The sequence below is a fragment of the Chromobacterium amazonense genome (assembly GCF_001855565.1).
Taxonomy (GTDB): domain Bacteria; phylum Pseudomonadota; class Gammaproteobacteria; order Burkholderiales; family Chromobacteriaceae; genus Chromobacterium; species Chromobacterium amazonense.
Map to the genome: position 1 here is coordinate 1 of NZ_MKCR01000012.1, position 13,863 is coordinate 13,863.

The window sequence follows — 13,863 nt, forward strand, 5'->3', positions numbered from 1 at the left end:
TGTGCACATTGCCGTCGCCAGCGTGCATGTGCAGCGCCACGAACACCCGGCCGCGCAGCACGTGCTGCTGCAGTTCGCGGATGGCGGCGCGGATGCCGGCGGCGGCGGTGCCGGAGAAGATCTGTTCCAGTTCGGCCAGCACTTCGCGCTTCCAACTGACGCGCAGGATGAAGTCGCGCAGCGCGTGGAATACCGTGTCCGGCTGCGCGGCGGCGTCTTCCCGCGGCGCGTCGGGCCAGCGGCTGGCGTATTCATGGAACGGCGCGTCCATGTGGTCCAGCAGCCATTGCCAGCGGTCTCGGTTGACGGCCAGCAGCGACAGCGCGGCGGCGCGCCGGTCGCCGATCAGCTCTTCCGACGGCAGGTTGGTGTCCATCTTGTCCACCGGCAGCCGGCCGTGGAAGTACTCGGTCAGGGTGTCCAACAGTTCGATCTTGTTGGCGATGGACAGCTCGATGTTGATGCGTTCGATGCCGTCGCTGTAATCGCCGAGGCGCGGCAGCGGGATCACCACGTCCTCGTTGATCTTGAAGGCGTTGGTGTGCTTGGCGATGGCGGCGGTGCGGCTGCGGTCCAGCCAGAAGGTCTTGCGCGCTTCCGGCGTCACCGCGATGAAGCCCTCGCCGTGGCGGGCGTTGGCGATGCGCACCACTTGGCTGGCGGCATCGGCGGCGGCGTTCTCGTCGTCGGAGACGATGTCGGCGATCAGCACCATCTTGGGCCGGCCCTTGCTCTTGGCCTTGGTGGCGTAGCCGACCGCGCGCACGTAGCGCCAGTCCAGGTGCTCCAGGCCGGCCAGCTGCACGCCGGCGGCCAGACAGGCGCCGCCCGGTTTGAACAGGTCGGTGATCTCGACGATGGCCGGCGTCGCCTCGGCCACGGTCCCGAAGAACTCCAGGCATACGGTGCGGGTGTGCTTAGGCATCTTGTGCAGCACGAAGCGCGCGCTGGTGATGATGCCGTCGCAGCCTTCCTTCTGCACGCCGGGCAGGCCGGCCAGGAATTTGTCGGTGACGTCCTTGCCCAGGCCCACTTTGCGGAAGGCGCTGCCGGGAATCACCAGCTCGCGGCTGCTTTCCACGGTGATGCCATCGTCGGCCAGCCGCGAGACGCGGAAGCGCGCTTCTTCCACATCGTGGATCTTGCCGTAGTTGTGGCCTATGCGTTCCACCAGCTGCCAATGGCCGTCCGGGTCCACCATCTTCCAGCAGGCCAGATTGTCCAGCGTGGTGCCCCACAGCACCGCCTTCTTGCCGCCGGCGTTCATGGCGATATTGCCGCCGATACAGGAGGCCTCGGCCGAGGTCGGGTCCACCGCGAACACCAGGCCGGCGGCGGCGGCGGCTTCGGACACGCGGGCGGTGACCACGCCGGCGCCGCAGGAAATGGTGGCGCGCTTGCCGGTGAGGCCCGGCAGCTCGATGAATTCGACGCCCAGGTGGCGGTCCAGTTTTTCGGTATTGATCACCGCGCTCATGCGGTCCAGCGGCACCGCGCCGCCGGTGTAGCCGGTGCCGCCGCCGCGCGGAATGATGGTCAGGCCCAGCTCGATGCAGGCGCGCACCAGCGGCGCCATCTCCGCTTCGCTGTCCGGGCTCAGCACCACGAACGGATATTCGACGCGCCAGTCGGTGGCGTCGGTGACGTGGGCGACGCGCGACAGGCCGTCGAACAGGATATTGTCGCGGCGGGTCAGCCGGCTCAGCTTCTTCAGCACGCTGGCGCGCAGCTCGCGGGTTTCCTCGAACTGGCGTTCGAAGTCATCCACCGCCTCGCGCGCGGCGGCGATCATCAGCTGGACTTTATCGTTGCCGTCGCGGCGTTTCTCGATCTCGGTCAGCCGATGGCGCATCGCCTCCACCAGCGCGGCCAGACGCTTGGGATTGTCCAGCAGGTCGTCCACCAGATACGGATTGCGGTCCACCACCCAGATATCGCCCAGCACCTCGAACAGCATCCGCGCGGAGCGGCCGGTCTTGCGCTGCCCGCGCAGATCGTCCAGCAGTTTCCACATAGGTTCGCCCAAGAGGCGAACCACGATTTCGCGGTCGGAGTAGGAAGTATAGTTATACGGGATTTCCCGCAATCGCTGTTCGCTGGTGATGGCTGTCATTTGTCCGCAAGCTGGGTTTTATTAGAGGAATGCCTGCCAGTTTAGCCTAATTGCTGCGATGCGAAAAACATGTGTTGAATAGGGATTTTTCCTCTTTAGATCAAGAGATTGCCGGCCTCCATGAGGCGAATGCATGGGTGAAGCGCCCAAAAAGTCACGGCACCTAAATGTTGGAGCATGGATTGGCTTGACGTCATTTTATGCTGCGCTCTGGCATGTCTATGAGTTTTTCCGATTACCGGCATGGCTCTGTTTTTGGGTAAGCTATGGCTTTGGGATGTTTGCCCTTGTGGATAATTGCAATATGGAAAGGATGGCGAGGATGTGGAAGAAACTGTTGCTGGTGTTTACCCTGGCGGCTTCGCTGAGCGGTTGCGGCTATAACGCGATGCAGTCTCAGGATGAGGCGGCCAACGCCGCCTGGTCCGAGGTGCTGAACCAGTACCAGCGCCGCGCCGACCTGATTCCCAATCTGGTCAAGACGGTGCAGGGTTACGCCACGCACGAGAAGGATGTGCTGACCCAGGTGACCGAGGCCCGCGCCCGCGTCGGCAGCATCCAGATGGACGCGGCGTCCGCCACGGACGAAAACAAGCTCAAGCAGTTCACCGCCGCGCAGAATCAGCTGGGCTCGGCGCTGTCCCGCCTGTTGGTGGTGTCGGAGAACTACCCTCAGTTGAAGGCGGACCAGTCGTTCCGCGATCTGCAGGCGCAGCTGGAAGGCACGGAGAACCGAATCGCGCTGGCGCGCAAGCGCTATATCGACGCGGTGCAGGTTTATAACGTCACCGTGCGCAGCTTCCCCAACAACCTGACCGCGATGATGTTCAGCCTGAAGACCCGCCCCAACTTCACCGTGGACAACGAGAAGGCGATTGCCGCTCCGCCGCAGGTGAACTTCGATCAGCAAGGCAAGTGAGATGAGCCGCGCATGGGCCTGGCTGGGCTTGGCGCTGTGGCTGCTGATGGGCGCGGCCCGCGCCGAGGTGGCGGTGCCGCCGCCGACCTCGCCGGTGATCGACCAGGCGGCTTTTCTGACCGACGCCGAGCGAGGCCAGCTGGAAAAGCAGCTGCTGGACTTTCACCAGCGCAAGGGCAGCCAGCTGGCGGTGTTGATCGTGCCGTCGGTCGAGCCGGAAACGCCGTTTGATTACGGCACTCGGGTGATGGAAAGCTGGAAGCTGGGGCGCAAGGGCGTGGATGACGGCGTGCTGCTGCTGATCGTGGCCGATACTCACAAGACTCAGCTCTTGGTGGGGCGCGGGCTGGAGGGCGCGATTCCTGACATCTACGCCAAGCGCATCCTGCAGGACACGCTGCGGCCCTTGTTCAAGCAAGGCCTGCGCTTGCAGGGCATCCAGGCGGCGGCGACGCAGATCGAGGGCCTGATCGACGGCGAAAAACTGCCGGAACCCAAGCGGCAGGCCGCGCAAGGCGACGGCTGGGAAGATAGCTGGCCGCTGCTGGCGTTTTTCCTGCTGGTCGGTTCCGGCGTGGCCGGCCGGCTGTTTGGCCGCTTGATCGGCAGCTTCATCATGGGCTGCCTCAGCGTGGCCGCTTCCCTATTGCTGGGCGCAGCCGCCGCGACCGCCTTGTTGATCGGCGTGGTGGCGGCAGGCTTGTGCCTGGTGCTGGGCGAACATGGCCTGTCCCTGGCCAGTTGGGGCAATTGGGGCGGCGGCGGAGGCGGCGGACGTTCCGGCGATGGCGGCAGCGGCTGGTCCGGCAGCGGGGGCGATTTCGGCGGCGGCGGGGCTTCGGGAGACTGGTGAGATGAATCGATGGGAACGCGTATGGCGCCACCTGAGCAGCACCGGCTGGCAGGCGCGCCGGCAGTTTCCGGCCCGGCAGTTGGCCAGGCTGGAGCGGCATATCGCCGAATCCGAGCAGGCGCACTGCGGGCAGCTGCGCTTCGTGGTGGAGTCCGCGCTGGACTGGCGCGCCGCCTGGCGCGGCATGAGCGCGCGGCAGCGGGCGCTGCAGTGGTTCGGCGAACTGCGGGTGTGGGATACCGAGGAGAACACCGGCGTCTTGGTCTATCTCCTGCTGGCGGAGCGGCGGATCGAGATCATTGCCGACCGCGGCATCAATCGCCGGGTGCCGGCGCAGGATTGGGCTGATATTTGCACCGCGATGCAGCAAGCTTTCGCCGCGCGCGATCATGTGGTGGGGCTGGAGCTGGGGCTGAAGCGCATACACGCGCTGCTGACCAAGCATGCGCCGCGCCGCGGCGAACCCTTCGTCAATGAGCTGCCGGATCAGGTGATTGTGCGCTGATCCCTGGCGATCTTCGCAGGCTACGCCGGGCAGCCCCTAGCCGCGGCGGGAGTGGATGGCCAGCTGTTCCGCCAGCTGCACCGCCTCGACCAGGCTGCCCGGATGGGCGCGGCCGCTGCCGGCCAGGTCCAGCGCCGTGCCGTGATCGACCGAGGTGCGGATGATGGGCAGGCCCAGCGTGATATTGATGCCGGCGCCGAAACTAGCGTGCTTGAGCACCGGCAGGCCCTGGTCGTGGTACATGGCCAGCACCGCGTCGGCAGCAGCCAGCTTGTCCGGATTGAACAGCGTGTCGGCCGGCAGCGGGCCGATCAGATGCATGCCTTCCGCGCGCAGCTTGGCCAGCGCCGGTTCGATGACGTCGATTTCCTCGCGTCCCATATGCCCGCCCTCGCCGGCGTGCGGATTCAATCCCGCCACCAGGATGCGCGGCGCGGCGATGCCGAATTTGCCCGTCAGATCGGCATGCAGGATGCGGATGACTTCGTCCAGCAGCGGCGCGGTGATGGCGTCGGCGACGTCGCGCAAGGGCAGATGGGTGGTCGCCAGCGCCACGCGCATGCCGCCGCCGGCCAGCATCATCACCACTTTTTTGGCGCCGGTGCGTTCGGCCAGGTATTCGGTATGTCCGGTGAACGGCACGCCGGCGTCGTTGATCACGCCCTTATGCACCGGCGCGGTGACCATGGCGGCGAATTCGCCAGCCATGCAGCCGTCTATCGCCGCATCCAGCGTATCCAGCACATAGCGGCCATTGGCCGGAGCCAGCTGGCCGGGCGTTGACGGCGCAGCCAGCGGAACATGCAAGACTTCCAGCGCGCCGGCCGGGGCCGGCTGGTCGCGGCGGTAGTCGACCAGCGTGATCGCTAGCCCCAGCTGCGCCGCGCGCTCGGCCAGCAGGCCCCGGTCCGCCACCACCACGCAGCGGCTGCGCGGCGCCAGTTCAGGCAGCAGCAGGGCCAGGTCCGGCCCGATGCCGGCCGGCTCTCCGGCGGTGACGGCCAGCACGGGGCGGTTCATCACTTGTCGTCCAGATGTTCTTCGACGAAGGCGGAGTCGCGCAGCTGGCGCACCCAGTCGGCGTAGGCTTGTTCCATCTTGCGGGCGCGGATCTGCTGTTTCACCGCCATCTTTTCGTGGTCGCTGGACACGTCCTGATTGCGTTTGCCTTCGACCAGGATCAAGTGCCAGCCGAACGGCGAGCGCACCGGTTCGGATACCTGGCCGATAGGCAGGGCCACCATCGCCTTCTCGAACTCCGGCACCAGATCGCCCAGATTCACCCAACCCAGGTCGCCGCCCTTGGCGTTGCTGCCGTCTTCGGAGTACAGCTTGGCCATGTCGGCGAACTTGGCGCCGCGCAGGATGCGGTCGCGCACTTGGTCGATGCGGGCCTTGGCGTCGGATTCGGACACGGCCTCGTTGGTGCGGATCAGGATGTGGCGCGCATGGTATTGCTCGACCAGCATAGGCGTGCCGCCGCTGCGCTTGTCCTGCAATTGGAAGATGAAGAAGCCCTGCTGGGTGCGGATCACGTCGGTGTAGCCGCCCGGCTTCAGTTGCTCCAGCATTTGCACGAATTCCAGCGGCAAGGAAGTGGCGGGACGCCAACCCATGTCGCCGCCCTTCAGCGCATTGGGCGCGTCGGAATAGGCGGCGGAAACCTTGGCGAAAGGCTGGCCGGCATTCAGCTCGGCCTGGGCTTTATGCACTTTCTGCGACAACTGGTCGATCTGTTTGGCGTCGGCGCGCTCCGGCACGCTGACCAGGAGGCTGGCCAGATGGTATTCGGTGCGGTTGGCGCTCTGCGCGCTCTTCAGCACCTGTTCCACTTCGCTGTCGCTGACGGAAACGCGGGAAGCGACTTCGCTGTCGCGCAAGCGGGAAATCGTCAGCTCGCGGCGGATATCGCTGCGCAGCCGGTCCATGGTGATGCCGTCGCGGGCCAGTTGGGCCTTCAGGCCGGCTTCGGTCAGCTTGTTTTGTTTGGCCAGGTTGGCGATCGCCTGGTTGATGGCCGATTCTTCGATGCGCAGTCCGCCGCTGGCGGCGTACTGCAGTTGGACTTCCTCGGTGATCATCTGCTCCAGCAACTGGCGTTGCAGCACATCGCGAGCCGGCGGCGTCACTTTTTGCGCCTCCAGCTGTTTGATCGCCTCGTTGACCCGGGCCTGCAGTTCCTGCCAGGTAATCACATTCTTGTTGACCACGGCGACGATGCGGTCGACTTCACGCACCGGCGCGACGGCGGTTTGGGCGGAAGCGGGTGCGGGGGCAGCCAGCGACGCCTGAGCGACGCTAGCGATCATCAGGGCAAGCAGGGTCTTTTTCATGGTCAGGCTTTATTGCTCGTTAGTCTTGGTGTAACCGGGGATGGCCAGGCGCAGCGTGTCCTGCACGCCGCCGCTGCCCAAGGCACCCAGTCCCCTCAGTTCCAATTGGAAGAACAGCGAATTCTTGGTGGTCTGCGGATCGGTGACGAAGCGCTGGCTGAACAATCTCGCCGACCAGCAGCCATCGTTGTACTCGAAGCCGGCCAGCTGCTCAATAGGCTTGCGAGTGATCAGCGAGTAATTGTAGCGGCCGATGGCGTACCAGCGGCGGGCGATCGGCCATTGCGCGGCCACGTCCACCTGGCGCAGCGGACCGTAGGTGGCGGAGTTGTCCAGCTGTTCGTAGCGGCCGTAGCGCCAGCGCACGCTGGCCACCTTGCCGGCTTCCGGGCTATAGCGCAGCTGGACATTGTAGCGCTCGGTCGTGCCGAGCTGCTGGTTGTATTGGTAGCTGCTGTCGAAACGCCAGGAACGGGTCAGATCGCCGGCGGCGCTGAGCAAGAGGTCGGAGCTGGGTTGGTTGACGTTTTGCGTGATGTCGTCCGACAAGTAAAAGCGTTTGCCGATGGCGAGGCGCAGACGCTCCAGGCCGTTGGTCTGGTCGATGAAGCGGCTGGTCAGCGCGGTGGTGACCTGGTTGGCGCCGTTGATGCGATCGTAGCCGGAGAAACGGTTTTCGGTGAACAGCTGGGCGAAGTTCAGGTCGTTGACCGTGGTGTCGAAGTTAGGCAGGTCATCCTGATACTTGTTCGGAATGTTGACGTAGAACAGCCGCGGTTCCAGCGTCATCAAGTGGTCCTTGCCCATGAATTCGGTGTCGCGGTCGAAGTACAGGCCGGCGTCGGTGCTGAAGATCGGCAGCGTCCGCGTCCGCGTGCCTTGTTGCTGGTTCGGGAACGCGTTGAGGTTGTACTCGGTGAAGTTGACGCCGAGCTTGGGGCGGATGAAACCCCAGCTGCGGTCGAAATTCCAGCTCACGCTGGGGTAGGCGACGAAGCGGTCGCCGGTCTGCAGGCTGGGGTGGTCGAAGCGCGTCAGGTCGGTCATCAGATTGGCGCTGAAGCCGGCAGGCAGGCTTTGGCTGGCGTTGAACGTCAACTGCGGCATCCGCGCATAGGGGATGTCGGTCGGCACCGGATTGAGCGTCAGGTTCTGGTAGTGCTGCACGCGCAAGGTGGCGTTGCCGGAGCCGCCGCTCCATCCCATGCCATAGCTCAGCGTCGCCTCCTGGTTCAGGTTGACGTTGGAGGCGATGGCCACCTGGTCGCCGAAGTCGCTGAAATACGTGCGGTCGGACACCGAGTTGTAACTGAGGCCAAATGTCAGCCCATGGCCCAGGTTCTGCGAGTGGTTGACGCTCCAGGCGTTGCGGGCCGTATTGGTGACCTTGTCATTGGGCAACTGCTCGGTGTAGATCGTGCCGCTGTAGTTGGGCTGCAGATAGCGGAACTCGCCGGCCAGCATATTGCCGTGCTTGGTGTTGATGTGCGGCGTGATGGTCGCGTCGTAATTAGGCGCGATATTCCAATAGTAAGGCAGCGAGAACTCGGTGCCGGCGGTGCCGGTTTTGAAGGTGGGCGTCAGGAAGCCGGACTTGCGGTTGCTGTTGAGCGGGAAGTCTATCCACGGGGAGTATAGAATCGGTACGCCGTAGAACTGCATCCAGGCGTTGCGCGCCACGCCGACGCCGCTGTTGTAGTCGAGATCGGTGCTGCCCGCGTGCAGATACCAGGCATCGTCGCCCGGATCGCAGGTGGTCATGCGGCTGCCGTAGACGCGGTATTGGTTCTGCCCCTGGAAGTCGATCTGGCTGCCGTCGCCGCGCATGGTCATTGGTTTGGGACCGCCGGAGGCGGCCGAGACTGGCGCCGTCGCGGCTTGCGGCTTCGCCGCCGCAGGGCTCTGCTTCGCCATCGTGAACACCGGATTCATGCCCGTGCCGGTGTAGTCGTTGACGTTGTAGTCCAGCGTGGTGCCGGTGATCACGTCCCCGCCGCGGGTCAGCCGGAAACGGTCGCCGGCCTTGGCGAGGCTCTTGGCTTGGTAGTAGTCCAGCCAGTCGGACTCCAGTTTCTGGTCGTCGCGGGTGGCCACGACATTGCCTTTGGCGTGCAGCACCACATCGGTTTCGCCGTCGATATTGTCCGCGACGACCTTGGTCTGGCCTTGTTGCAAAGGCGGGTTCGGTACGGCGATCGGCGCATCGTCTTCGGCGCGTGCCGTTTGGGTGTTCAGGGCAAAGGCGGCGGCCAGGGCCAGCGCCAGCGGAGTCGGTTTTTGTATGGGCATGCACAAAGCCATATCGTGGGGCCGGAGCCTGTTGCGTTAATTTTGATACAGCGGCCGGAAAGTCCGGTCCCGAAGGGCAGCTCTGCTAAGCCGCCCGCTGCTGCGCTGTCGGACTTGCGCTTGGAATCACCAAGCGCTGCATCCTCCGCCTTGCATTGCGCGACTTCTCAGCGCTGCGCCGGGTCTAAATTAGCGTTAACAGGCCCCCATGGGCAGTATAAAATCGCTCAATTCTATCAGCACCACGACAAAGCGACATGCAAAGACTGGAACAGCTCAAGAAATGGCTGGCCGAGCAATATCCTGGCGATGAAATCCAGGTTGAATTCGCCGCCGCAGATGCCGACTTCCGCCGCTATTTCCGCGCGATCTGGCCGGACGGCGCTACCCGCATCGTGATGGACGCGCCGCCGGAGCATATCGGCACCGACGCCTACGTTCAGGTCCGGGACATCTTCTCCATGGTCAAGGTGCCCAGGATAGACCTGCGCGACCGCGAGCAGGGCTTCATCGTGATGGAGGATCTGGGCAAGGTGACGTACCTCGCCGCGCTGCAGTACGACGAGCGTCCGCTGGTGCACCGCCGTCTGCTGGAGGAGGCGCTGGATACGCTGGTGGAGATTCAGAAAGCCAGCCAGCCGGGCGTGTTGCCGGAATACGACGAGGCATTGTTGACGCGCGAACTGAATCTGTTCACCGAATGGTATTGCGCCAAGGAGCTCGGCAAGCCGCTGGACTTCAAGCAGCGCCAATTGTGGGATGCCGGCGTCAAGGCGTTGCTGCCGGCGCTGCTGGCGCAGCCCAAGGTTTTCGTGCACCGCGACTTCATCGTGCGCAATTTGATGCTGACGGCCGGCGCGCCCGGCGTGCTTGATTTCCAGGATGCGGTGTACGGCCCGATCAGTTACGACGTAGTGTCGCTATTACGCGACGCTTTCATCGAGTGGGAAGAGGAATTCGTGCTCGATCTGGCCATCCGCTACTGGGAGAAGGCGCGCGCCGCCGGCCTGCCGGTGTCGGACGCCTTTGATGATTTCTACCGCGCCTTCGAATGGATGGGCGTGCAGCGCCATCTGAAAGTCGCCGGCATCTTCTCCCGCCTCTATCACCGCGACGGCAAGGACAAATACCGCGCCGAAATCCCGCGCTTCATCAAGTATCTGAAGCGGACCACGCGCCGCTACAGCGAGCTGGCGCCGTTCTACCAGTTGCTGGTGGAGCTGGTGGGCCGCGACGCCACCGACGAGGAGCTGCAGTCCAGCTACCCGGTGCTGGGCGTGAAGGGCAGCTGATGCGGGCGATGATACTGGCGGCTGGCCGCGGCGAACGGATGCGGCCCTTGACCGACCATACGCCCAAGCCGCTGCTGATGGCGGGCGGCAAGCCGCTGATCCAGTGGCATATCGAGCGGCTGGCCCGCGCCGGCGTGAGCCAGCTGGTGATCAACCATGCCTGGCTGGGCGAGCAGATTGAAGAAGCGCTCGGCGATGGTTCGCGCTTCGGCGTGTCGATCGCGTATTCGCCGGAAGGCCAGGCGCTGGAGACCGCCGGCGGCATCGCCACGGCCTTGCCCTTGTTGGGCGACGCGCCGTTCATCGTGCTGAATGGCGATGTGCTGACTGATTTTCCGCTGGAAAGACTGATCGAAGCCGCATCCAACTTGGATGGCGACTCGGCGCAGGCGCACTTGGCGCTGACGCCCAAGGCGGGCTACAAGACCGGCCGCGACCTGACGCTGCGCGCCGATGGCCGCGTGGCCGCCTGCGAGGACGGCGACACGCCGTACACTTTCTGCGGCCTGGCCGCCTACCATCCGGCCTTCTTCCGCGAGGTGCGGCCCGGCGAGGCCAGTGCCTTGCTGCCGTGGCTGCTGGCGGCGATGGAGCGGGGCCAAGTCCGCGGCGAGGTGCAACAGGGCCTGTGGCTGGACGTGGGCACGCCGGAGCGGCTGGCCGAGGCCGACCGTATCGCCGCCGGCTGGACGGCATGAGCCGGCGCATCCTCGGCATCGATCCCGGCAGCCGCATCTGCGGCTTCGGCGTGATAGACGTGGTCGGCAATCAGCGCCACTACGTCGCTTCCGGCGCCATCCGCACCCCGCAAGGCGCCAGTCTGGCCGAGCGGGTCAAAGTGATCGTCGACGGCATCCATCAGGTGATCGCCACTTACCAGCCGACCGAGGCGGCGCTGGAGCAGGTGTTCGTCAACGTCAACCCGGCCGCCACGCTGATGCTGGGCCAGGCGCGCGGGGCCTGCATGACGGCGCTGGTGTTGAAAGACTTGCCGGTGGCGGAATACACGGCGCTGCAGGTCAAGCAATCCGTCGTCGGCCAAGGCAAGGCGCCGAAGGAGCAGGTGCAGTACATGGTGGTGCGCATGCTGAATCTGTCCGGCACGCCGCAGGCCGACGCCGCCGACGCGCTGGCGGTGGCGCTGACCCACGCCAATCATAGCGGCGGGGCCATCGGCCAGCTGGCGCGGCGCGGCCTCAAAGTGCGCGGCGGGCGGCTGGTGTAGGGCGGAAGCCCGGCAAGGCCGGGCGTTCCGCCGCTCAACCTAAAACGCATTCGCCACGGAAGCACACGGAAAGACACGGACGCTTTGGGCTAAGTCTGGATCAGGGGGCCTTGCTCCGGCGGGTGTTTTTCATTCCGTGTTTTTCTGTGTGTTTCCGTGGCTATCACTAAGTTTTTCACAGGAAGAATCATCATGATCGGACGCCTGACGGGCAAATTGATCGAGAAACTGCCGCCGCAGGTGGTGATGGATGTGGGCGGCGTCGGCTACGAAGTCGATGTGCCGATGACCACTTTCTACCAACTGCCCGCCCTGGGGCAGAACACCACGCTGTTCACCCATCTGGTGGTGCGCGAGGATGCCCATTTGCTGTTCGGCTTCGCCAGCAAGGAAGAGCGGCAGACTTTCCGCCAACTGATCAAGGTGAGCGGCATCGGCGCCAAGATCGCGCTGGCCATCCTGTCCGGCATGACTGCCGACGAGCTGGCCATCGCGGTGGCCAGCGAAGACATCAAGCGGCTGTCGTCGGTGCCCGGCATCGGCAAGAAAACGGCGGAGCGGCTGGTGCTGGAGCTGCGCGGCAAACTGGCTACCGGCGGCAACCTGACGGTTCCGGGCGGCCTGCCCTTCGCCGCCACCCCGGATGAGAAAAGCGACATTGTCAACGCGCTGCTGGCCTTGGGCTACAACGACAAGGAGGCATCGGCCGCGACCAAGAGCCTGCCTGCCGACGTCACCGTCAGCGAGGGCGTGCGGCTGGCGCTGAAGAGCTTGATGAAGGGTTGAGGCGGGCGGATCAAACAAGGGCGGCTTAGGCCGTAATGCCGTTCACTTAAGGATTTTCGGGCGACTTTTCTGGCCTTGAGAGCACAGGAATCCACAAAAAAAGCACCGTTTCCCATGCACGGAGACGATGCTTTTCTCTTAAGTGAACGGCATTACGGCTTAGGCCGCCCTTTTTGTTGCCGTCGTTTAGGCCGGCAGCGCCAGGACGGTCCGGCCGGCGTGAGCCGACTGCGGCCCCAGCAGTTCCATCAGCGCGCTCAGTTTTTCCTCCAACGCTTCGCGCGTCGAATCCACCAGCACCTGCGTGTGCCGCTCGATTTCCAGATTCAGGTGGTCTCCCGGCTTTTTCTGGCCCAGCGTGGTGGCGCGGAGGGTTTCCGGAATCAGCCACACTTCGAACCAGCCCTCGCGCTTGTCGATGGCGGCGATGGTCAGGCTGACGCCGTCCAGCGCCGCGTAGCCTTTGGCGAACAGGTAGCGCAGCGCGCCGGCGGGCACCGTCAGCCGCAGGCACAGGTTGTCGCCGAGGCGGCGCGTCTGCTCGACCTGGGCCTGGTAATCGACATGGCCGGACAGCGCGTGGCCGCCGTTTTCCGCGCCATCGGCCAGCGCCCGCTCGACGTTGAGCGCGTCGCCCACCCGGCAATTGGCCAGCGTGCTGGTGATCAGCGTCGGCAGGATCAGGTCGAACTCGGCGTTGTCTTGGCGCGGCGGCGCGGCCACGGTGAGGCAGGCGCCATTGACGGCGACGCTGGCGCCCTGCCGCAGCCCCTGGCAGAAGCCAGGCGCGAAGGCCAGCGTGAGCCGCCGGCTGCCGTCGCCGTCCTGGATGGCGATGACGTGGGCGATGCTTTGGGTGATGCCGCTGAACATGGTCCGTCCCTTCATGCCTGATTGCGTTGCAGCCATTCGGCCAGTTCGGCGACGGACAGCTGCGGCAGGCCGTGGCGTTCGGCGTAGTCCTGCACTTGCTGGCCGCGCATCATGCTGCCGTCCGGGTTCATCAACTCGCACAGCACGCCGGCCGGACTGAAACCAGCCAGCCGCGCCAGCTCCACCGAGGCCTCGGTATGGCCGCGCCGCTCGCGCACGCCGCCGGCGCGGGCGACGATGGGATAGACGTGGCCGGGCCGCACCAGATCGCCGGGCTTGGCGTCCGGGGCGATGGCGGCGCGTATGGTGGTGACGCGGTCGGCGGCGGAGACGCCGGTGGTCACGCCCTCGGCCGCCTCGATGGCGACGGTGAAGTTCGTGCCGTAGCGGCTGCCGTTCTGCGCCGCCATCGGCGGCAGCTGCAGGCGCTCGGCATGTTCCGGGGTGAGGCACAGGCAGACGATGCCGCTGCAGTCGCGGATCAGCCTGGCCATTTCCGGCACGGTGAGGGCATCGGCGGCCAGAATCAGATCGGCCTCGTTTTCGCGGTCGGCGTCGTCGGCGACGATGACCGGCAGGCCTTGGCGCAGGGCGGACAGCGCGGTTTGGACGCGCAGGGAAAGGATATCGGTGTTGGCGTTCATGGAAACGGTCCTCAAATAATCGATTGAGAAA

Annotated in this window: 13 protein-coding genes; 7 read left to right on the top strand and 6 right to left on the bottom strand. The window is 65.0% G+C overall.

Annotated features, from left to right (window positions below):
* A partial coding sequence (locus tag BI343_RS07345) for a DUF3683 domain-containing protein (RefSeq protein ID WP_139165676.1) occupies positions 1-2,113 on the bottom strand: 2,113 nt, incomplete at its 3' end.
* Between the two features lie 313 nt (positions 2,114-2,426).
* On the opposite strand from BI343_RS07345, the gene BI343_RS07350 reads away from it, so the two are divergent.
* Genes BI343_RS07350 through BI343_RS07360 form a run of 3 tightly spaced genes read left to right on the top strand, consistent with a single transcriptional unit; the run spans position 2,427 to position 4,390 of the window.
* Positions 2,427-3,032, top strand: coding sequence for a LemA family protein (locus BI343_RS07350; protein ID WP_071109237.1), 606 nt, complete (start codon positions 2,427-2,429; stop codon positions 3,030-3,032).
* A 1-nt stretch (position 3,033) separates the two neighbouring features.
* Complete coding sequence (locus tag BI343_RS07355) at positions 3,034-3,885, top strand: TPM domain-containing protein (protein ID WP_071109238.1); 852 nt, start codon at positions 3,034-3,036, stop codon at positions 3,883-3,885.
* Position 3,886: 1 nt separating this feature from the next.
* Entirely contained in the window at positions 3,887-4,390 is a 504-nt protein-coding gene (locus tag BI343_RS07360) for a TPM domain-containing protein (RefSeq protein ID WP_071109239.1), read from the top strand.
* A 36-nt stretch (positions 4,391-4,426) separates the two neighbouring features.
* On the opposite strand, the gene pdxA is transcribed toward BI343_RS07360, so the two are convergent.
* Genes pdxA through BI343_RS07375 form a run of 3 tightly spaced genes read right to left on the bottom strand, consistent with a single transcriptional unit; the run spans position 4,427 to position 9,012 of the window.
* Positions 4,427-5,410 carry a 4-hydroxythreonine-4-phosphate dehydrogenase PdxA gene (gene pdxA, locus BI343_RS07365; RefSeq protein WP_071109240.1) on the bottom strand — a complete coding sequence of 328 codons (984 nt, stop codon included), beginning with the start codon at positions 5,408-5,410 and terminating at the stop codon, positions 4,427-4,429.
* Entirely contained in the window at positions 5,410-6,723 is a 1,314-nt protein-coding gene (locus tag BI343_RS07370) for a peptidylprolyl isomerase (protein WP_189339011.1), read from the bottom strand. Before BI343_RS07370 ends, pdxA begins: the two co-directional genes overlap by 1 nt.
* Before the next feature lie 9 nt (positions 6,724-6,732).
* Entirely contained in the window at positions 6,733-9,012 is a 2,280-nt protein-coding gene (locus BI343_RS07375; RefSeq protein WP_071109304.1) for an LPS-assembly protein LptD, read from the bottom strand.
* Between the two features lie 257 nt (positions 9,013-9,269).
* Between BI343_RS07375 and amgK the strand changes: the two genes are divergently transcribed.
* From amgK to ruvA, 4 genes are all read left to right on the top strand, one after another.
* Positions 9,270-10,304: an N-acetylmuramate/N-acetylglucosamine kinase AmgK gene (gene amgK, locus BI343_RS07380; RefSeq protein ID WP_071109242.1), complete on the top strand. Its 1,035-nt coding sequence runs from the start codon at positions 9,270-9,272 to the stop codon at positions 10,302-10,304.
* The gene (gene murU / locus BI343_RS07385) at positions 10,304-11,002 is read left to right on the top strand and encodes an N-acetylmuramate alpha-1-phosphate uridylyltransferase MurU (protein ID WP_071109243.1); all 699 of its coding nucleotides are present in this window, start codon (positions 10,304-10,306) and stop codon (positions 11,000-11,002) included. The genes amgK and murU overlap by 1 nt, the downstream gene beginning before the upstream one ends.
* Positions 10,999-11,529, top strand: a complete 531-nt coding sequence (gene ruvC / locus BI343_RS07390; protein ID WP_071109244.1) for a crossover junction endodeoxyribonuclease RuvC — start codon at positions 10,999-11,001, stop codon at positions 11,527-11,529. The genes murU and ruvC overlap by 4 nt, the downstream gene beginning before the upstream one ends.
* A gap of 192 nt (positions 11,530-11,721) precedes the next feature.
* Positions 11,722-12,315 carry a Holliday junction branch migration protein RuvA gene (ruvA, locus tag BI343_RS07395; RefSeq protein ID WP_071109245.1) on the top strand — a complete coding sequence of 198 codons (594 nt, stop codon included), beginning with the start codon at positions 11,722-11,724 and terminating at the stop codon, positions 12,313-12,315.
* Positions 12,316-12,501: 186 nt separating this feature from the next.
* On the opposite strand, the gene BI343_RS07400 is transcribed toward ruvA, so the two are convergent.
* Both BI343_RS07400 and ribB read right to left on the bottom strand, forming a co-directional pair.
* Positions 12,502-13,203, bottom strand: a complete 702-nt coding sequence (locus BI343_RS07400) for a riboflavin synthase subunit alpha (protein ID WP_244886597.1) — start codon at positions 13,201-13,203, stop codon at positions 12,502-12,504.
* Positions 13,200-13,832, bottom strand: coding sequence for a 3,4-dihydroxy-2-butanone-4-phosphate synthase (ribB, locus tag BI343_RS07405; RefSeq protein ID WP_071109247.1), 633 nt, complete (start codon positions 13,830-13,832; stop codon positions 13,200-13,202). The genes BI343_RS07400 and ribB overlap by 4 nt, the downstream gene beginning before the upstream one ends.
* Between the last annotated feature and the right edge of the window lie 31 nt (positions 13,833-13,863).

Excerpts from the sequence above, each read along its gene's own strand:
- BI343_RS07350 (WP_071109237.1), top strand. The coding sequence starts at position 2,427 with ATGGCGAGGATGTGGAAGAAACTGTTGCTGGTGTTTACCCTGGCGGCT.
- ruvA (WP_071109245.1), top strand. The coding sequence starts at position 11,722 with ATGATCGGACGCCTGACGGGCAAATTGATCGAGAAACTGCCGCCGCAG.
- amgK (WP_071109242.1), top strand. The coding sequence starts at position 9,270 with ATGCAAAGACTGGAACAGCTCAAGAAATGGCTGGCCGAGCAATATCCT.
- BI343_RS07360 (WP_071109239.1), top strand. The coding sequence starts at position 3,887 with ATGAATCGATGGGAACGCGTATGGCGCCACCTGAGCAGCACCGGCTGG.
- BI343_RS07400 (WP_244886597.1), bottom strand. The coding sequence starts at position 13,203 with ATGAAGGGACGGACCATGTTCAGCGGCATCACCCAAAGCATCGCCCAC.
- BI343_RS07375 (WP_071109304.1), bottom strand. The coding sequence starts at position 9,012 with ATGCCCATACAAAAACCGACTCCGCTGGCGCTGGCCCTGGCCGCCGCC.
- ruvC (WP_071109244.1), top strand. The coding sequence starts at position 10,999 with ATGAGCCGGCGCATCCTCGGCATCGATCCCGGCAGCCGCATCTGCGGC.
- murU (WP_071109243.1), top strand. The coding sequence starts at position 10,304 with ATGCGGGCGATGATACTGGCGGCTGGCCGCGGCGAACGGATGCGGCCC.
- BI343_RS07355 (WP_071109238.1), top strand. The coding sequence starts at position 3,034 with ATGAGCCGCGCATGGGCCTGGCTGGGCTTGGCGCTGTGGCTGCTGATG.
- ribB (WP_071109247.1), bottom strand. The coding sequence starts at position 13,832 with ATGAACGCCAACACCGATATCCTTTCCCTGCGCGTCCAAACCGCGCTG.
- pdxA (WP_071109240.1), bottom strand. The coding sequence starts at position 5,410 with ATGAACCGCCCCGTGCTGGCCGTCACCGCCGGAGAGCCGGCCGGCATC.
- BI343_RS07370 (WP_189339011.1), bottom strand. The coding sequence starts at position 6,723 with ATGAAAAAGACCCTGCTTGCCCTGATGATCGCTAGCGTCGCTCAGGCG.